The following is a 20,067-nucleotide window of genomic DNA, read 5'->3' as shown; positions in this document are numbered from 1 at the left end:
CTATATTTGTTTATATCATAGTTAAAAAAAATGTTCCGAATCAACTACTATATATGTGCTATTATCATGTTGTTGAGTTGCAGTGTTTTCTCTCAAGAAATCACTACTCAAGAGAAAGACACTATACAACAAAATGTAAATAACCTCATAAGATTAGCACAAAAAGACATAGACAATTCTAATTATTTCAAGGCTCAGAATGCCCTTGAAAATGCGCTTGTGCATGCTACCACTATTGGAGACCACAAGAGTATAGGCTTAGTACATTCTAAACTTGGAAAAATTGAATACATCCTTGAAGAACCGGATGCAGCAATAAAGCATCTAACAAAAGCTGTTGCCACACAGCGTATTTCAAATGATAAAATTAACCTAGCAGAATCCTACAAAACTTTTGGTAATGTTTATGTTGCAAAAAAAGAATACAACACTGCTTTAGATTATTATAAATCCTCAAAAAATCTTTTTGAGCAAGAAGGACTAAATGATTTTGTGGCAGAGGTTGAACTAAATAAAGGACTAACCTATATAGCATTAAATGATTATAAAGAAGCCAAACTGCTTTTTGAAAGCACTATAGCTTTAGCTAGCAGATACAATTTAAAAAAAATACATAGTAGTGCACAAATAAATCTAGGTATCGCGTATGCTAAACTTAATAATATTGATAAAGCTATTGAGGTTACTAATAATGGTGTAAATGAAGCCATTAACAATGGTTTTGACAATGTTTTAAGTCATGGGTATTTTGTTTTAAGCGATTTAAATCAAGAAAGCAATAACTACAAACTTGCAAATGATTATTTAAAAAAACATATCAAATTATCGGATTCACTTTTAAGCGTTAAAAGACAAAACATGTCTCCAGAAAAACGATTGGAACATTTAATTAAAAGCCAGACAGAATACCAAGAAAAGCAAGCTGCAGATCTGGAAGAACTCCAAGACTCTAAAAACCTTAGTAAATTAACAGCTATTTTAAGTGTCGCACTAATTACCATTTTATCGCTATTAACTTTATCGCTATACAAAAACAACAGAATACGGTTAAAAACCAACAATATGTTGCATAAAAAGAATGGCGAACTTATTCTAGCAAAAGAAAAAGCAGAATTAGCTTCAAAAACAAAAGCTAACTTTTTATCTACGGTAACACATGAATTAAGAACTCCTTTATATGCAGTAACTGGTTTAAGTAATATGCTTTTGGACGAAAACCCGAAACCAGAACAAGTACAACATTTAAAGTCCTTAAAATTTTCAGGAGATTACCTATTAACTTTTATTAATGATATTCTTCAAATAAATAAAATTGAAGCGAATAAGGTGGAAGTAGAACCGGAAGTATTCAATTTAAAAAAGAAAGTCGCTAATGTTATTGCAGCACTAAACAATTCGGCATTAGACAATAGCATAAAACTTCATTTTGAATACGACAAAGACTTACCAGAAAACTATAATGCAGATCAACTTAAAATTTCTCAAATATTAATTAATCTTATTGGTAATTCTATTAAATTTACAAAAGATGGTGATATCTGGGTTAGAGTATATAAGCTTAGTAAAACAGGTAAAAGTTATTCTATAAGATTTGAAATTGAAGATAATGGAATTGGTATTAGCAAAGAAAAACAAGAACATATGTTTGAAAGCTTTTCGCAAGGCTCTATTCAAATCAATAGAAAATATGGAGGTACTGGTTTAGGTCTATCGATTGTAAAAGGATTAATAGATATTTTAAAAGGAAAGATTTACCTTAAAAGTGAACTGGGCAAAGGCTCCACTTTTATTTTTGAAATACCATTAAACTATACAGAACAGATCATTGAAGAAGAAGAAAATAAAAAGAATTATTTTAAAAACATAAGCGAAATAGAATTGAGCACAATAAAAATCTTAGTAGTCGAAGACAACAAAATCAACCAAATGATTACCAAAAAGATTCTTAATAAAATGAATCTTAATTGTGACATTGTGGAGAACGGAGAAGATGCTGTAGAGCAAGTTAGAAACACAAATTACGACGTGGTTTTAATGGATATACACATGCCTGGAATTAGCGGATTAGAAGCTACAAAAATAATTAGAGGATTTAAAAAAGACCTTACCATATTTGCTTTAACAGCGGTAACTCTTGAAGATAAAATGCATGAGTTTGAAGAAGCAGGATTTGATGACATTATATCAAAACCATTTAAGCAAGAAGACTTTGAAAAGAAACTTTACCAAGCGCTAATAGAAGAAGAAATTGCAATAGTTAAGTAGTTACAAACTCTAAAATTTGCGTATTAAAAACTTCGGGCTTATCTAGACGTACTTCTATAGGTAAATAAAACACTTTATTTTTTAAAGCTTCGAACTGTAATAATCTTACATAATCTTTTTCTGTAGTAACAATAAGCGACTTACTTTTAAAAAGGGCAATATCTTCTGCTGTAAAATCATGGTGATCCTTATATTCTAAATGATCAAAATGCAAACCTTCCTTTTCTAAATGATGTACTAAAGGCGCTGCATTTGCAATTCCAGTAACCAAAGTAAAATCTTTTACCGCATTCAGACTAAGTTTCTTTTCTTCGGAAAAAACAGCATCTGCATAAAAAATAGAACTAAAAAACACACTTTGATTTGCTTTAGGTCTAATTCTCTTTATAATATTTTCTTTATCAACATCCTTTAGTTTTTCTGGACATTTAGTAACTATAATACAATTTGCGCGCTTAGCTCCTGCCCTTGGTTCTCGTAAATTTCCTGTTGGCAAAACCCAATCGTTGGTATATAAATTAGCATACGTAGTTAATAAAATATAAAATCCTGCTTGTACTTTTCGGTGTTGGTAAGCATCGTCTAATAAAATAACTTCTGGAGCAGTTTTTTGCTGCATTAAATTAGCTATTCCGTTTTGCCTATCCGCATCCACTGCAACTTGAATAGATTCATTAAATTTTCTATAAAACTGAAAAGGCTCGTCACCTAAAGTCTTTGCATTAGCGTATTTATCAGCCAAATAAAATCCTTCACTACTTCTTTTATACCCTCTACTTAACGTGGCAACTTGTTTTTTATCTTTCAGTAAAGCAATTAAATATTCTATCATCGGTGTTTTACCAGTGCCGCCAACACTTAAATTACCAACAGCAATTATAGGAAAACTATAGGACTTAGATTTAAAAACACCAATATCATAAAACACATTGCGTAACCACGTTACTAAATAGTATATAGGTACAATAGGGAATAAAATGTATCTTAATAATTTCATATAAAACAAATAGGAAATAGTTGATTAATTTTTAAAAATCGAAGATAATAATTATTACGCCAATAGGGATTACATGAACATTTTAAAAAGAATAAATACCAACACATGAATGTAAATATTTTATATTTGTTACAAACCTAATACTAAAAAATATGATTGTTCAAGATGTTATAAATTACCTTGAAGAATTTTCGCCTCTCGCTTATGCTGAAGATTTTGATAATGTTGGTCTACTAGTAGGAAACAAAAACACAAACTTAACAGGAGTTCTAGTAACACTAGACACTTTAGAAGAAGTTGTAGACGAAGCAATTCGTGAAAACTGTAATCTGATTGTGAGCTTTCATCCTATCATTTTTAAAGGCTTAAAAAAAATCACAGGAAAAACCTATGTAGAGCGTGTAGTTATTAAGGCTATAAAACACGATATTGCTATTTTTTCTATGCACACAGCCTTAGACAATGCATGGCAAGGTGTAAATAATATGATTTGCAACCAATTACAATTAAAGAATAGAAGTGTCTTAATTCCGCAATCGCAAACCATAAAAAAGCTAACCACTTTTGTTCCTAAAGAACAGGCCGAAAAAGTACGTAAAGCACTGTTTAGTGGAGGAGCAGGAAATATTGGTAACTATAGTAATTGTAGTTTTAACACCCAAGGATTTGGCACCTATAAAGGCAATGAGAATTCCAACCCAACTATTGGTAAAAAAGGGGAAACACATCAAGAAGAAGAAACACAAGTTTCGGTAACTTTTACTAAACACTTACAAGCAGAAGTTTTAAAGGCACTTTTTAAAGCGCATCCATACGAAGAGGTAGCATATGAAATAGTTACGCTAGAAAATAACAACCAACATATAGGAATAGGAATGGTTGGCGAATTAGAAAATGTGATGACAGAAGCAGATTTTCTAAAGTATTTAAAAACTAAAATGCAAGCTACCTGTATAAGACACTCTAATTTACTTAACAAACCTATAAAAAAAGTAGCCGTTCTAGGTGGTTCGGGAAGTTTTGCTATTCCTGCTGCAAAAGCCTCAGGAGCTGATGTTTTAGTGACTTCGGATCTAAAATATCATGACTTCTTTTCTGCAGAAAGTAGCATTGTTTTAGCCGATATTGGACATTATGAGAGCGAACAGTACACAAAAAACGGTTTAGTAGCGCATCTTACAAAAAAAATTACTAATTTTGCAGTCGTTTTATCGAAGACAAACACCAATCCTGTTCAATATTTTTAAAGTATGGCAAAAAAGAAAGAAGTAACTGTAGAAGATCGCTTAAGAGCGTTGTATGATTTACAACTCATAGACTCTCGTATAGACGAAATAAGAAATGTACGTGGAGAACTTCCATTAGAAGTTCGCGATTTAGAAGATGAAGTTACTGGTTTAAAGACAAGGTTAGAAAAGCTTGAATTAAGTTTAGAAACTATCAACAATGACATTACCTCTAAAAAGAATTTAATTGAAGAAGCAAAATCTTTAATTAAAAAATATGCAGAGCAACAAAAAAATGTTAGAAATAATAGAGAGTTTAACTCCCTAACTAAAGAAGTTGAATTTCAAGAATTAGAAATTCAATTAGCAGATAAGCACATTAAAGAATTTAAAGTGCAAATTGAGCAAAAGAAAGAAGTAATTTCTGAAAACAAGGATCGTTTAAAAGCGCGTCAAACACATTTAAAGCACAAACAAGGTGAATTAAATGCCATTTTAGCAGAAACGGAAAAAGAAGAAAAAGCACTTATTAAAAAGTCAGATGATTATAAAGAATCTATCGAAGCTCGTTTAGTTGCTGCTTACACTAGAATTAGAGTAAACGTAAAGAACGGTTTAGCTGTTGTACCAATCGAAAGAGGTGCTGCTGGAGGTTCTTACTTTACCATTCCACCACAAGTACAAGTGGAAATTGCTGGTCGTAAAAAAATTATTACAGATGAGCATAGTGGACGTATTTTGGTTGATGCTGCTTTAGCGGAAGAACAAAAAGAAAAAATGGAGAAAATGTTTAAAAAACTATAATCCGTTTTCAAATTATATTTAAAAGCCTTTACTTTTTGTAAAGGTTTTTTTTATGCTTTTTTTTAAGGAATAGAACTTATATACGACTTAAGCATAAAACAAATACATTATGAAATTGCACAAAACCTTTTTATTATCCTTTCTTCTTATCGCTTTTTATAGCTGTACTAACACAGCACAAATAAATAAAGACCAACAAGCAATAATAAACGCAGCACCTATGGAAGTTGCATTAGAAAACGGAAAAGCAAAAGCATACTTCGCTAGTGGTTGTTTTTGGTGTGTTGAAGCTGTTTTCGAGAGCGTAAAAGGTGTAGACGAATCTATTTCAGGATATGCTGGCGGACATACTAAAAACCCAACTTACGAGGCAAGCAACACAGGAAGAACAGGTCATGCCGAAGCTGTAGAAATCATTTACGACCCAGAATTAGTATCTTTTAGCACTTTAGTAGATGTGTATTTTGCATCACAAGACCCAACTCAAGTAAATGGTCAAGGTCCAGATAAAGGAAGTCAATATCGTTCTATAATTTTTTATCAAAATGAGGCGCAAAAAGAAATCATCATAAATAAAAAAGAAGCATTAGCTAAAGTCTTAGGCAAAACCATTGCTGCAGAAGTTTATCCTTTTCAAAAATTCTGGATAGCCGAAGATTATCATCAAAACTATGAAAGATTACATCCTGAAAACAGATATATCCAAGGTGTTTCTATACCAAGACTAAGAAAATTTCAAGCTAAGATGCCAGAGGTTTTAAAAAGCAAGCATTAATATTTTTCAAACCTTTCCCGTTTTTAGAACTGGAAAGGTTTCTCTTCTTATAATTTAGTCGCTTTAATTTCAAAAATCAAAGGATATAATTTATCTTTTGTAACATACATTCCAGATTTTGTTTTTTCTAAACCTGGCAAAACATCAAAAGGAGCTTCATCGTGTTCTTTTAAATATTCTATTTGCAATCCAGCTTCGGTTAAAGCATTTATCACTTCGCTTAAACCATGATTCCATCCATACTCTTTAGTCACCATTTTAGACTCTTGATTCGCATACGTGCCTTCGTATTCTTCATAAATAACTTCGTCTTGCATATAGCCATATTTCATAATAGGCTTCTCTTCTAAGTAATCAAACATCCAAACAATGGGATGAAATTCTACCATATAAAACGTTCCTCCTTTATTTAGTTTTTCAGCAATCATTTTCCCCCAAGGTTTTAAATCAGGCAACCAACCAATAACGCCGTAACTTGTAAAAACAATATCAAAAGTTTCCTTTACATATTCAGAAGTATCTAAAACATTACAGCAAACAAACTTAGCATCTAGCTGTAGTTCTTTATTTAACTCTTGTGCTAGAGCAATTCCGCCATCGCTTAAATCCACACCAACACAAGTTGCACCAAGTCTAGACCAACTTAATGTATCTTGTCCGAAATGGCACTGCAAATGCAAAAGAGACTTACTAGAAACATCTCCAAGCGCTTTCGTTTCATAGGACATCAAAGAAGATTTACCATCTTTAAAAGCTTGCATATTATACATGTCGCTTTTAGAATGTACTTTTACTTTATCATTCCATGTCACTTTATTTGCCTTAAAATAATCTTGATTCTTATCCATAATACTAAATTGAATGCCTAAGATAAAACTTCTTATGCAATCTTCTATATCTTTGTAAAAAACTAGAAAAAATGAAAAACACATTCCTTATACTCTGCGCACTTATAATTTTCATTTCTTGTAAAAAGGAAGAAAAGAAAGAAGTAATAAAAGAATTATCTGTAGCAGAAAAAATTGCAAATGCACACGGATTTGAAAACTGGGATACCGTTTCAGAAATAGCTTTCACTTTTAATGTAGATAAAGACAGTACGCATTTTGAAAGATCTTGGACCTGGAAACCTAGAACAAATGATATTCGCTTAATTAGTAATCAAGACACTATTCACTACAACAGAAAAAACGTAGATAGCATATCACTTAAAGCGGATCAAGGTTTTATTAATGACAAATTCTGGCTACTTGCACCCTTTCAATTGGTTTGGGATAGTGGAACAACCATTTCAGAATCTACAAAAGAAAAAGCACCAATTAGTGAAATACTATTAAATAAAATCACACTAGTATATTCTAATGAAGGCGGCTATACTCCGGGTGATGCTTATGATTTTTATTATGATGACAATTATATTATTAAAGAATGGATTTATAGAAAAGGGAATGCAAAAGAACCTTCCATGATTACTTCTTTTGAAAATCACAAAGATTTTAATGGCCTTAAGATTGCCTTAGATCATATTAAAAAAGGAGAAAATTGGAATCTTAACTTCACTAATATCCAAGTAGATACCAATTAATTTAAGAATAAAACATCTAAACGAATCTTTTACACGTATATATTATACCCTCCGCAATATTAGTATTGCGTCTATATATAAATTGAAAAACGCCTTGTAATAATTATTACAAGGCGTTTTTTGTGCTTCATTTCTAAGCTTAAAATATTCGTTTTAATTGATACGCGCCTCAATAGCCCGAGCTCCTTTTTTAATAATGGACAGATAATTATCTATATTTTCAAGCTTAAATCTACTAGATGGACCAGAAACACTAATACTAGCTATAACTTGGTTCTTATTATTAAAAACAGGCATTGCTATACAAATAAGCCCTAATTCCAATTCCTCCATATCTAAAGCGTATTCCTGCCCTCTTATTTTCTTTAACTCCTTCTGTAAAGTTTCGCGATTTGTAATGGTATTTTCTGTACATGGATCTAAAGAAACAGCTTTTAAATAGGCCGCTATTTTGTTTTCAGGCAAATAAGCCAAAAGCACTTTTCCAATTGCGGTACAATATGCTTTTTGATAAGAACCTATTTGCGTGCTCACTTTAAGTCCTTGTGGACTTTCGGTTTTATTCAAATAAAGCACCTTATTTTTATCCAAAACCCCAAAATGTACAGTTTCCTTAATCTCTCTAGCAATGTTTTCTAATGGTGCTCTAGAATATTTTCGTAACGTTTTATGTATCGCTACTAAATTCCCCAATTCAAACAACTTTAGTCCTAAAAGATATTTATCGTTATCATTCTTTTGTAATACACCTAAGGATTCTAATGTGTTTAATAATCTATACGTGGTGCTTTTGTTATAGCCTTTTTTTATTGCTAGTTCCCGAACACCCCATTCTTGCTTATCCATAGTAAAAGCGTCCAACAACGTAAAAGCTTTTACCACAGACAAATTGAGATCCTTAACATCTTCATTCATAAACTCCTAACCATTTAAGTTCTATTAAAAAAAGTAACCGAATTCCTTTATTATCTTTTAGGAAATTCATTTCATTATTCAAAAATAATGTTTATTTTTGAAACAGTGTTTCATATAATGAAACGTTTTGATTATTTTTCAAATCCGAAAAGACTTTTTTTACTTTAAAAAATGAATAAAACCACTTTAAGTTACGCACAGCAACAAGACCAAAACGATCCTATTTCAAAATATAGAGATGCATTTCACATTCCTAAAGATAAGGATGGCAACGATTGGTTATATTTTACAGGGAATTCTTTAGGACTACAACCAAAAGCCACAAAAGAATACATCCAGCAAGAACTAGATGATTGGGCTAATTTTGGAGTAGAAGGACATTTTGAAGCAAAAAATCCTTGGATGCCATATCATGAGTTCTTAACCGAATCCATGGCAAAAGTGGTTGGCGCAAAACCAATTGAAGTAGTTATCATGAATACCCTAACTACCAACTTGCATTTGTTAATGGTAAGTTTTTACCAACCCACAAAAACAAAATATAAAATTGTAATCGAAAGTGATGCTTTCCCTAGTGATCGCTATGCGGTGCAAACACAGTTAGATTTTCATGGTTTTGATCCTAATGAAGGGATTATAGAATGGAAACCTAGAAAAGGGGAAGAACTTCTTAACATAAAAGATTTAGAAACGATTCTAGAAGAACAAGGAGACGAAATCGCATTATTACTTATTGGAGGCGTAAATTATTACACCGGGCAATATTTAGACCTTAAAAAAATAGCAGCATTGGGTCATGCAAAAAACTGTATGGTTGGTATTGATTTAGCACATGGCGCAGGAAACATACAACCAGAGTTACATGATTCTGGTGTAGACTTTGCCGCTTGGTGTACATACAAATATTTAAATTCTGGACCAGGAAGTTTAGGCGGATTGTTTGTCCACGAAAAACACGCACATAACAAAGATTTAAAACGATTTGCTGGTTGGTGGAGTCATAATAAAAAAACACGTTTTAATATGCGACAACCATTAGACGTGATTCCTGGTGCCGAAGGTTGGCAACTTAGTAATCCTCCAATTTTATCTATGGCAGCCATTAAAGCGTCTCTAGATATGTTTAATGAAGTAGGAATGGATGCCCTTCGGCTGAAGTCTGAAAAGCTAACCGGCTATTTCGAATACTTAATTAATGAATTAAATAACGACAAGATTAAAATAATCACACCAACCAACCCTAAAGAGCGTGGTTGTCAATTATCTATTCAAGTAAAAGATGCAGATAAAACTTTACATAAAAAATTAACCGAAGCACATATTATCACCGATTGGCGTGAGCCAGATGTAATACGTTGTGCTCCAATCCCATTATATAATACTTTTGAAGATGTGTATAGAATGGTGGACAAGTTAAAAGACTTCCTATAATAAATTTAAATGTCTTCTCGAGCGCAGTCGAGAGGTCTCAAATAGGTTTCGACTGCGCGCAACCAGACAAAGAAACTATGAATAGCAAAAAAGAAAACATACTAATTATTGGAGCTGGACTTTGTGGTTCCCTCCTAGCTTTACGTTTAGCACAACGCGGCTACACTGTAAACGTTTACGAAAGCAGACCCGACTTACGTACTACAGATATTTCTGCAGGACGTTCTATAAATTTAGCACTTTCCGATCGTGGTTTAAAAGCCATGCGATTAGCGGGAGTGGAAGATAAAGTAAAACCACTTTGCATTCCAATGTACGGAAGATTAGTGCATGACATAGAAGGAAACACCTTTCCATCAAACTACTCCGGAAGAGATAACGAATACATCAACTCCATTTCTAGAGGCGAATTAAACGGATTGCTTTTAACCGAAGCCGATTTATACGATAACCTTACCATTCATTTCAACAAAAAATGCAATGCAATTGATATCGAAAACAACGCTGCCAGTTTATACGATTATGAAACTAAAACAGAATTAGAAGTAAAAGGAGATGTTATTTTTGGTACCGACGGCGCAGGATCCTCATTAAGAAAAAGCTATTATTTAGAACGCAAATTCTTGTTTAGCTACTCACAAAACTATTTAACGCATGGTTATAAAGAGTTAGAGATTCCAGCTTCCGCGGAAGGAAAACATCTTATCAGTAAAGATTATTTACACATTTGGCCAAGAGGTGATTATATGTTAATTGCACTTCCTAATTTAGACGGAAGCTTTACCGTAACACTCTTTTTAAGTTACGAAGAAGGAACATACAATTTCAATAATCTGACTACCGAAGAAAACATAAAAGAATTCTTTACTACACAATTTCCGGATGCATTAGCATTAATCCCGAATATAGCAGAAGAATTTTCTAACAATCCAACAGGCGCTTTAGGAACCGTAAAATGTTCGCCGTGGCATTACCAAAATAAAAACGTTTTATTAGGAGATGCAGCACATGCTATTGTTCCTTTTTACGGACAAGGAATGAACGCGTCCTTTGAAGATGTAACCGTTTTTGATGCTATTTTAGAACAACATGAAGGCGATTGGGAAACCATTTTTAAAGTGTACGAAAAAACTAGAAAAGCAGATACGGATGCCATTGCAGATTTAGCTATCGATAATTATTACGAAATGCGCGACCACGTTGCCAATCCTATTTTTAAGGAAAAACGAGCGATTGAAATGGCTTTAGAAAAAGAATTTCCAAACGATTATTTTTCAAAATATTCTATGGTAACTTTTAAAGAAGATATTGCGTATCACACCGCTATGACCAAAGGAAGAGCACAAGACAAAGCAATTCTAAACTTATTGGTCAATAAAGAAATAAATACCAACGAAGATTTAAAGACTATCTTTAAAAAAGTACAACAAGAAACTGAAGCTATTCTGAAAGATGATAGAATTGCTGGATTGAAATAGTTAGCAGTTAGCAAGAATGAAAAAACTTGGGCCGAACAAGAACATAAGAAAAGTAAAAGTCCCAAAACCATTCACAGAATTGAGCGTCAAGGCGAAGAATAGATGTAGAAAAGCTCCGAAAACAGGAGTGCAGCCTTTTTAGGCTAGACGACGCGGAGTTTTCAAATCGGTTTCAGTTTGAAAAACTGAAAATTCCTTGGCTTGACTGTGATTTTTTGGTTCGTTTTGCATCCAGGCAAAATGAACAGAAAAAGAAATAAAGAAAGAAATACTAGATCCTGAATCAAGTTCAGGATGACAAAAAATAAAAAGATGAGTGACAATAAAAATGAGATTCCTGTTTCCGCAGGAACGAAGGTAACACCAAGAGGCGCATATCCGCACGTTAAACAAGTAGGCGATTTCATTTTCGTTTCCGGAACCAGTTCGCGTAGAGCAGACAATAGCATTGCAGGAGTAGATATTATTGACGAAATGGGAACCAAACGATTAAACGCTGAAGTACAAACACGCGAAGTTTTAAAAAACATAGATACTAACTTAAAAAAAGTTGGAGCAAGTTTAAAAGACGTAGTTGACGTGACTTCTTTTTTAGTAAATATGAATGATTTTGCTGGTTATAATAAAGCCTACGCAGAGTTTTTCGAAAAAGAAACAGGACCAACCAGAACAACCGTTGCTGTGCATCAATTACCGCATCCAGATTTGGTGGTAGAGATTAAGGTGATGGCGTATGTTGGAAATTAATTTATAAATCTATTGTCTCCTCGAGCGCAGTCGAGAGGTTACTTAAATAGGTCTCGACTGCGCTCGACCAGACAAAAACATGAACATCAAAAACTACATAAACGGAAACTTCCACAATCCAATACAAGATCATTGGATAGACAACTATAATCCTAGTAATGGAGAAGTGTACGGACAAATACCAAACTCTTCCAAAGAAGATGTAGAGAACGCATATATCGCAGCAAAATCAGCTTTTCCTAGTTGGTCACAAACTTCTATAGAAGCACGTAGCAGAATATTAATAAAGATTTCAGAATTACTAGAAGCGAACTTACAGCGTTTTGCAGAAGCAGAAAGTAAAGACAACGGAAAACCTATCACCTTAGCAAAAGCCGTAGATATACCAAGAGCAGCAAGTAATTTTAGATTCTTCGGAAATGCAATTACACAATTCGCAAGTGAAAGTCATGAAAGCATCGGACAAGCAATAAATTACACACTTCGTCAACCAATTGGGGTTGTCGGTTGTATTTCCCCATGGAACCTACCTCTCTATTTATTTACATGGAAAATAGCTCCAGCAATTGCAGCAGGAAATTGCGTAGTTGCCAAACCAAGTGAAGTCACGCCAATGACCGCGTATTTACTAGGCGAAATTTGCAACGAAGCTGGTCTCCCAAAAGGCGTTTTAAATATTGTTCACGGACTTGGCGGTTCTACAGGACAAGCCATTATAGAACATGAAGACATTAAGGCAATTAGTTTTACTGGAGGAACCGCAACAGGAGCACATATTGCAAAAATAGCAGCTCCAATGTTTAAAAAATTATCATTAGAGCTTGGCGGAAAAAACCCAAATATCATTTTTGCAGATTGTAATTATGAAGATATGTTAGATACAACCGTGCGTTCGTCTTTTGCAAATCAAGGTCAGATTTGTTTATGCGGAAGTAGAATCTTTGTAGAAGCTTCTATTTATGAGAAATTCAAGAAAGATTTTGTCGAAAAAATAAAGGCTTTAAAAGTCGGTCATCCATCGGAAGCAGAAACAAATATCGGAGCTTTAGTTTCAAGAGCCCATTTAGAAAAAGTAAAAGAATACATAGAAATTGCAAAAACAGAAAATGGAAAAGTGCTTTGTGGCGGAAAAGAAGTGACTGTAAAAGGTTATGAAAACGGCTACTACTTAGAACCAACCGTTATTGAAGTCCCAACCGATGAATGCCGCGTGAATCAAGAAGAAATTTTTGGACCTGTAGTAACTATTATGCCATTTCATACCGAAGATGAAGTATTAATCATGGCAAACAAAGTGAAGTATGGACTATCTGCTACACTTTGGACGAACAACTTAAAACGCACCATGAAAATGAGTAACCAATTACAAGCCGGAATAGTTTGGGTTAACACATGGATGATGCGTGATTTACGAACCCCTTTTGGTGGTGTAAAAGCATCTGGCGTTGGTCGTGAAGGTGGTTTTGAAGCTTTACGCTTTTTCACTGAAGCTAAGAATGTTTGTATAAAATATTAAATTCCTGCGCATGCAGGAATCTCATAAATTGAAACGAAATTATTAATAATACGTAATTCTGAGTTTATTTCAGAATCACATTAAACAGATTCCTGCCTTCGCAGGAAGTTATTATGAATCTAGACTTAAACAACAAATACGCATTAGTTTGCGGAAGCACAGCAGGAATAGGAAAAGCAACAGCAATGGCTTTAGCAGAAGAAGGCGTACAAGTAACCCTTATTGCTAGAAACGAAGAGAAGTTAAAAGCAACGCTAGCCGAATTACCGCAACATAGAAATCACGATTACATTGTAGCCGATTTTTCTAACCCGAAGGAACTAAAAGAAAAAGTAACAGCCTATATAAATGAAAATCATGGTTTTCATGTATTGGTAAATAATACAGGCGGTCCAAAAGGCGGACCTGTATTTTCAGCAGACTTAGAAGAATTTGAAAGTGCTTTTACACAGCATTTAAAATGCAATCATGTGTTGGCGCAAGCGGTGGTTCCGTTTATGAAAAGTGAAGGTTATGGCAGAATTATAAATGTCATTTCTACTTCGGTAAAACAACCTTTAGACGGACTTGGTGTAAGTAATACCATTCGTGGAGCAGTTGCTAATTGGAGTAAAACCTTAGCGAATGAGCTTGGACAGTTTGGAATTACGGTAAACAATGTATTACCAGGCGCAACAGGAACCGATCGTTTGGCAGAAATTATTAAAAACAAATCTGCTAAATCTGGCAACACAGAAGAAGAATCTGCAAATGCGATGAAAAGTGCTGTACCCGCAAAACGTTTTGCAAAGCCTGAAGAATTAGCCGATGCGATTACTTTTTTAGCAAGTGCACGTGCTGCATATATTAACGGAATTAATCTTCCAGTAGATGGCGGAAGAACGAAGTCGTTATAATTCTTTATTTCGTTTTTTATCACTAATTTTATTGCATGGCTGAATCTGCGTTAAGGATAGAAAGGTTTGTTTGAGCTCCTCGCAGAGAGCGAGCCTTGAAAGCCTGACTTTTGTGATCCTGCAAGGCGAAGTACCAATCTTATTTTGGTATCTAAAACCTGATAGGTATGCGCAAAAGTAACGCCCAAATAAAAAAACAAGACAATATAGATTTCTGCCTTCGTAGGAATAGCAAAAATATAATACTATGAGTAAATTAGTTTCGCCTTTAAATTTTAAAGCTTGGATAGAAGAAAACAGACATCTTTTAAAACCACCAGTTGGCAATAAATGTGTGTGGAAAGATGGCGATTTTATCGTGATGGTTGTTGGTGGACCAAATAATAGAAAGGATTATCATTATAACGAAACCCCTGAGTTTTTCTACCAATTGGAAGGCGATATGGTTTTAAAAATAATGGATGGAGACACGCCAAAAGACGTACATATTAATGAAGGTGACATCTACTTGTTACCCCCAAAAGTACCGCATTCTCCGCAAAGAGGTGCCAATACTGTTGGTTTGGTAATTGAATATCCACGTTCTAAAAAAATGAAGGATGCACTAATATGGTATTGCGAAAATTGTAATGAAAAACTATATAAGAAAAAATTTAAACTGGACAATATTGAAACAGATATGCCAATAATTTTTGATAAATTTTACAGTAATGAAGAAAAACGTACCTGTAAAAAATGTAGCACAGTAATGCAACCACCGAGTAAAATAAAATAGATTAAACAAAAACCAACCAGTCATTGCAAGCCTTTTGGCTTGGCAATCTGTTTAATAAGACAGAAGACATTAATAAGATTCCTGCCTTCGCAGGAAAGACAAAATGGAAAAACGTAAACTTAGAATTAACGGTCACTCACACTTACTTCCATATCCTGAAGAAATCCCTCAGTTTATGCAAGACAAAGAGATTTTTTGGGTAGATAAAGATCGAAAATTCATGCTTCAAAAAGATTGGAATCGTCCAATTACGGATTCTAGTTTCTTTTTAGATGAAAAGCTAGCTTGGATGGAGCGTTTTAAAATTGACCATGCGGTTGTTTTAAACTTATCGCAATTATATGGAAATGGATTGCGTGTGGAAGAAATGAAGCAAGCGTTAAAATTTCAGAATGATTTTAATGCCAAAGTACAGCGTGAAAACCCTAGTAAATTTACTTGTGGTTTTGTGGTACACCCTGGTTTTGTTCGTGGTGCCTGTTGGGAAATTGAACGTTGTGTAGAAGAATTAGGTTTACGTTTATTATGTTTACCAACGCATTATATGGATACTATTGGTACTTGGCGTTGTATTTTTGATGAAGAAAACGAGCCTATTTTTGAATTGGCAAACAAGTATAATTTAGCGGTAGAAATTCACCCTTATGATGGAGAAAAATTTATAAAACTAGAAAATACTTCTTGGCGTTTTCACTTAATTTGGATGCTTGCACAATGTGCAGATGCATATCATTTTTTAACGTTAAATGGCTATCAAGATAAGTATCCGAATATGCGTACTTGTTTTGCACATGGCGGACAATTAGCGCAAATAAATTTAGGACGACGTATTCAAGGTTTTGATGGAAGACCTGATTTATTTGAAGGTAAAAGTCACCCAAGAAAAGCGGTTGGACATAAAAATATCTTTTTTGACACTTTGGTTCATGATACTGGAGGATTAGATTTATTATTAAAAAACCAAGGATCTAAACAGGTAATCATGGGATTAGATGATCCGTATCCTTTAGGAGAAATGGAAAGTGAAAAACAAAGTTCTTATCCGGGTAAAATTTTAGATTTAGCTATCGAGAGAAACATTATTACAGAAACCGAGCGTGACGATATTTGGGAAAATAATGTGATACAATGGCTATGTGGTGATGATCAAGATGCTAAAGATAAATTAGTAAAACGTATTTTAGGGTAATTTGAAATATTAACTAGAAAAGCTAAATCATTACATGAAATATAAAATTTTGATTCATTTAATTTATGGATTAATCTATATAATTTTAATAAGTTGTGGCAATAAATCTGAAGCAAAAACGAATAATTCGACAGCAACAGAAATAGAATCAAAAGGTGAAGATAAAAACCAACTGTTGCTAGTTGAATCCAGTGAAAATCATGAAATTGAAGTATTTCTTGAAAATAATGCAGAATTTATAATCGTTGGAAAACCCACAGTTATATATTTTAAAAGAAAGATGTTATATAAAGCTTTAAATAAAGTGGTTGTTAAGCATGTTAAAATAGATTTAATGGAGGATTTTAAGGTACATATGCATGATGCAAATTTATCACTAACAGCAACAGAAGAAAATTTAGAATCTGGATTTATAGAAATTGAAATAACGGAAAAAATTAAAAACGAGGAGGATTTGATTCATAAATTCAATTTTCCAGTTAAAAAACAGGACTCGACTACGCAGGACTAGGCAGCAAACAACGCTACAACACACAACGAAACATCAATGCACTTTTTACCAGAAAAATTAGACGATTACGTAGTTGCACATTCACAAGAAGAGCCCGAATTACTGCAACAACTTACACGCGAAACGTATCAAAAAATATTACAACCTATTATGCTTAGTGGTCCGTATCAAGGGCGCGTATTGAGTATGCTCTCTAAACTAATTCGTCCGAAATCTATTTTAGAACTCGGTACTTTTACCGGTTACGCTACTTTATGTTTAGCGGAAGGTTTACAACAAGAAGGAGAGATTGACACGATTGATGTCAATGAAGAGTTGTTAGATTTTCAACGAAAATACTTTGATAAGTCTGGTTATGGTTCACAAATACAGCAACATTTAGGAAGTGCTATAGACATACTTCCAACCTTAGACAAAACCTATGATTTAGTTTTTATTGATGCCGACAAACCAAATTACAGCAACTACTTTCACTTAATCATTGACAAGTTAAATCCGGGAGGAATCATACTCTCTGATAACGTATTATGGCACGGAAAAGTGATTGAACCTCTAAATGAAAAAGATGTTTCCACCAAAGCTGTTTTAGACTTTAATACACTTCTTAGAAACGATGATAGAATTGAAACGGTATTGCTACCAATACGTGATGGATTAACGATTAGCAGAAAAAAATAAGCATTATTGTAAATCGTTTACAGGAACTCTTTGGCTAATGTTTTTTATAATAGTTTGAAAGAATTCATAGTCATCATACGGTTTTATAATAATATCATTAAACCCATTGGAGAATACTTGTTCTTTAACTTCTTCAATATTAGATGCTGTAAGCGCAACTATTGGTATTTCTTTATCAAACTGCCTAATAGCCTTGGTAGCTTGAAATCCATCCATTACAGGCATATTTAAATCCATAAGAATTAAGTCATAATCTTTTTCTTTAACGGCTTCTAATGCTAAAAGTCCGTTTTCTACCACATCACTAATAAAGTTCTCTTTTTTAAGAATGTTTTGCGTTACTATTTGATTAATCTTATTGTCTTCAACAATTAAAATTCTTCTTCCTTTATTTTCTAATAATCTTTCTTTAAACGATTTTTTATCTTCTTTTGCTTTGGCTTCTTTATCTATTTTAAACGTAATATTAAAAGCAAATTTAGAACCTAGTCCTTCATCACTTATTAACTCTATTTCACTTCCAAATAAATCTACTAAGTTTTTCGCAATAGATAGCCCTAAACCTGTTCCTTGATAATTTTCATTATGATTTCTTTCTAATTGGGAAAAATTATCAAAAATTATTTTTTGTTGCTCCTTTGGAATCCCTGGACCATCATCAATAATTTCAAATCGTATGTTAACTAAGTCTTTATTTTTCTTCAATAGGACTAGTTTAAGCCATACATTTCCTTTGTTTGTAAACTTTAGACTGTTTCCTAATAGATTAAGAATAACTTGGCTTAGACGTATATTATCTGCAAAAATATATTGTGGTATTTTATTATCGTATTCTAGATATAACTTGTTCGCTGTTTCTTCTAATTGATATTCGAAAGAATCGGTTATATTAATAACCATTTTCTTTAGGTTTAAAGAATTGTTTTGTAGTTCTATTTTCTTAGATTCAATTTTACCTACCTGAAGTACATCGTTAATTAGATTTAAAAGATAATCACCAGAGTATTTTAACGATTTTAAATATTTTTGATCTTGTTGATTTAGGTTATTATCTTTTAAAAGCAATGAGGTCAACCCAACAACACCATACAAAGGTGTTCGTAATTCATGGCTTACATTAGAAATAAAACCAGACTTTAATATCGATATTTTTTCTGCGGCGTTTTTCGCGATTTCTAATTCCTTATTTCTTATTTGAAGCGTAGTACTTAATTTTCTTTTGGATAAGTAATTTATAAACAATGCTACTAAACTAATTACTAAAAACGCTAGGGCGACAACAAAAATGGTATTTGCTTTTTGGGTTTTCTCCGTTTCTTTAACTAGTACATCTTTTTCTTTATTAGCTTCATTTGCATTACGTTTATAATCTTCTACATTAAACTTTGTTTTTGCTAGTTTAGATTGCTTAATTTTTTCTTCATTGATAACTTTCTCTCTATACGTATTGTGTTTTAATAGTGCTGCATAGGCTCTTTCGTTTTTATTTAAGCTTGCTAAAGAGGTAGCATATTCTTTATAAATATTTGAAATTAATAAATTTCTTTCGTTATTGGTTTCGTCTAATTTTTTTAAAATAATTAAAGCATTATCAAAATTCACAATCGCGTTATATAGCGCTTCTTTTTGTGTATAATACTTACCAAACATGAATGCCATTTGACTTCTCTTTATTGGCGAAATATCTATGGAGTCTTGAATTTTTTTAGCCCTTAACATTAGAGTAAAAGCTTTATCAGGTTGTTTATAATCTAAATGTATAGCACTAATACTTAATAGCGTATTTGAAATTATATGTAATTTTTCTTTTCTATTTTCTTTGACAATAACATCTATTTCTTCAGCAGCATTTAGTGCTTTTCGAAAGTAAAGCATGGCTTCATCCTTTTTAAGATAGCCTAGGGAATAAACCTCTCCAATATTTAAATATGCACTTGCTAATAAGTATTTTTCATTAATATTTGATGCTGCATCTAATGCTTTTAAATACGATTTCTCTGCATCTATATTTTCATTCAAATCTTTATAAATATTACCTAAAGTAATATTTGCAACTGCTTTTCCATAATTATCATCAATAGAATTTGATAGTTTTATTGCGGCATTAAAATAGTCAATGGATTGCATGATTTTGTGATTATCGTACAAGTCAACACCAATAGTATTTAAGCTATCTATTTTAGTAATAATTGCTCTTTCATTCTGGCTGAACAAATTGCTTAGCACTAAAAAGAAGAAAAATAGATGTAGGTGACTTTTCAATTATAGTTAATTTCGGT

18 protein-coding genes are annotated in these 20,067 nt (G+C 32.9%); 14 read left to right on the top strand and 4 right to left on the bottom strand.

The window, feature by feature from the left end; genetic code table 11:
* Positions 1–30: 30 nt before the first annotated feature.
* Positions 31–2,265, top strand: coding sequence for an ATP-binding protein (locus tag ACVCZW_RS11645; protein ID WP_452232496.1), 2,235 nt, complete (start codon positions 31–33; stop codon positions 2,263–2,265).
* On the opposite strand, the gene lpxK is transcribed toward ACVCZW_RS11645, so the two are convergent.
* Entirely contained in the window at positions 2,258–3,262 is a 1,005-nt protein-coding gene (gene lpxK / locus ACVCZW_RS11640; protein WP_452232495.1) for a tetraacyldisaccharide 4'-kinase, read from the bottom strand. The genes ACVCZW_RS11645 and lpxK overlap by 8 nt on opposite strands.
* A 152-nt stretch (positions 3,263–3,414) precedes the next feature.
* Between lpxK and ACVCZW_RS11635 the strand changes: the two genes are divergently transcribed.
* The 3 genes from ACVCZW_RS11635 to msrA all read left to right on the top strand — a co-directional run bounded on the left by ACVCZW_RS11635 (position 3,415) and on the right by msrA (position 6,067).
* Positions 3,415–4,509 carry a Nif3-like dinuclear metal center hexameric protein gene (locus tag ACVCZW_RS11635; RefSeq protein ID WP_452232494.1) on the top strand — a complete coding sequence of 365 codons (1,095 nt, stop codon included), beginning with the start codon at positions 3,415–3,417 and terminating at the stop codon, positions 4,507–4,509.
* A 3-nt stretch (positions 4,510–4,512) separates the two neighbouring features.
* Positions 4,513–5,292 carry a zinc ribbon domain-containing protein gene (locus tag ACVCZW_RS11630; RefSeq protein WP_452228585.1) on the top strand — a complete coding sequence of 260 codons (780 nt, stop codon included), beginning with the start codon at positions 4,513–4,515 and terminating at the stop codon, positions 5,290–5,292.
* Between the two features lie 109 nt (positions 5,293–5,401).
* The gene (msrA, locus tag ACVCZW_RS11625) at positions 5,402–6,067 is read left to right on the top strand and encodes a peptide-methionine (S)-S-oxide reductase MsrA (RefSeq protein WP_452232493.1); all 666 of its coding nucleotides are present in this window, start codon (positions 5,402–5,404) and stop codon (positions 6,065–6,067) included.
* Positions 6,068–6,114: 47 nt separating this feature from the next.
* Here msrA and ACVCZW_RS11620 read toward each other — a convergent pair whose 3' ends face one another.
* Positions 6,115–6,915 carry a class I SAM-dependent methyltransferase gene (locus tag ACVCZW_RS11620; RefSeq protein ID WP_452232492.1) on the bottom strand — a complete coding sequence of 267 codons (801 nt, stop codon included), beginning with the start codon at positions 6,913–6,915 and terminating at the stop codon, positions 6,115–6,117.
* 71 nt (positions 6,916–6,986) lie between these two features.
* Here ACVCZW_RS11620 and ACVCZW_RS11615 point away from each other — a divergent pair, with 71 nt between their 5' ends.
* Entirely contained in the window at positions 6,987–7,652 is a 666-nt protein-coding gene (locus tag ACVCZW_RS11615) for a hypothetical protein (RefSeq protein ID WP_452232491.1), read from the top strand.
* A 153-nt stretch (positions 7,653–7,805) separates the two neighbouring features.
* Here ACVCZW_RS11615 and ACVCZW_RS11610 read toward each other — a convergent pair whose 3' ends face one another.
* Positions 7,806–8,567 (bottom strand): IclR family transcriptional regulator, encoded by a 762-nt coding sequence (locus tag ACVCZW_RS11610; protein WP_452232490.1) that lies wholly within the window; start codon positions 8,565–8,567, stop codon positions 7,806–7,808.
* Positions 8,568–8,738: 171 nt separating this feature from the next.
* On the opposite strand from ACVCZW_RS11610, the gene kynU reads away from it, so the two are divergent.
* From kynU to ACVCZW_RS11565, 9 genes are all read left to right on the top strand, one after another.
* A complete protein-coding gene (gene kynU, locus ACVCZW_RS11605) occupies positions 8,739–9,998 on the top strand; it encodes a kynureninase (RefSeq protein WP_452228580.1) in 1,260 nt (419 codons plus the stop codon).
* Positions 9,999–10,075: 77 nt separating this feature from the next.
* On the top strand, positions 10,076–11,476 hold the full coding sequence (locus ACVCZW_RS11600) for an FAD-dependent oxidoreductase (RefSeq protein WP_452232489.1): 1,401 nt from the start codon (positions 10,076–10,078) through the stop codon (positions 11,474–11,476).
* A gap of 312 nt (positions 11,477–11,788) precedes the next feature.
* A complete protein-coding gene (locus ACVCZW_RS11595; RefSeq protein WP_452232488.1) occupies positions 11,789–12,223 on the top strand; it encodes a RidA family protein in 435 nt (144 codons plus the stop codon).
* A 79-nt stretch (positions 12,224–12,302) separates the two neighbouring features.
* Positions 12,303–13,739 (top strand): aldehyde dehydrogenase, encoded by a 1,437-nt coding sequence (locus ACVCZW_RS11590; RefSeq protein WP_452232487.1) that lies wholly within the window; start codon positions 12,303–12,305, stop codon positions 13,737–13,739.
* A 113-nt stretch (positions 13,740–13,852) separates the two neighbouring features.
* Positions 13,853–14,635: an SDR family oxidoreductase gene (locus tag ACVCZW_RS11585; protein WP_452228576.1), complete on the top strand. Its 783-nt coding sequence runs from the start codon at positions 13,853–13,855 to the stop codon at positions 14,633–14,635.
* 247 nt (positions 14,636–14,882) lie between these two features.
* Positions 14,883–15,410 (top strand): 3-hydroxyanthranilate 3,4-dioxygenase, encoded by a 528-nt coding sequence (locus ACVCZW_RS11580; protein WP_452228575.1) that lies wholly within the window; start codon positions 14,883–14,885, stop codon positions 15,408–15,410.
* A gap of 103 nt (positions 15,411–15,513) precedes the next feature.
* Positions 15,514–16,599: an amidohydrolase family protein gene (locus ACVCZW_RS11575; RefSeq protein WP_055442963.1), complete on the top strand. Its 1,086-nt coding sequence runs from the start codon at positions 15,514–15,516 to the stop codon at positions 16,597–16,599.
* Between the two features lie 34 nt (positions 16,600–16,633).
* Positions 16,634–17,110 (top strand): hypothetical protein, encoded by a 477-nt coding sequence (locus tag ACVCZW_RS11570; protein WP_452232486.1) that lies wholly within the window; start codon positions 16,634–16,636, stop codon positions 17,108–17,110.
* 36 nt (positions 17,111–17,146) lie between these two features.
* A complete protein-coding gene (locus tag ACVCZW_RS11565) occupies positions 17,147–17,788 on the top strand; it encodes an O-methyltransferase (protein WP_452228573.1) in 642 nt (213 codons plus the stop codon).
* A 3-nt stretch (positions 17,789–17,791) separates the two neighbouring features.
* On the opposite strand, the gene ACVCZW_RS11560 is transcribed toward ACVCZW_RS11565, so the two are convergent.
* Positions 17,792–20,050, bottom strand: a complete 2,259-nt coding sequence (locus tag ACVCZW_RS11560) for a response regulator (RefSeq protein WP_452232485.1) — start codon at positions 20,048–20,050, stop codon at positions 17,792–17,794.
* Positions 20,051–20,067 lie beyond the last annotated feature (17 nt).

Source organism: Lacinutrix sp. MEBiC02595 (assembly GCF_053601555.1).
Note: the sequence above shows the minus strand (reverse complement) of the source record. Positions and strands in the feature narration are given on the sequence as shown.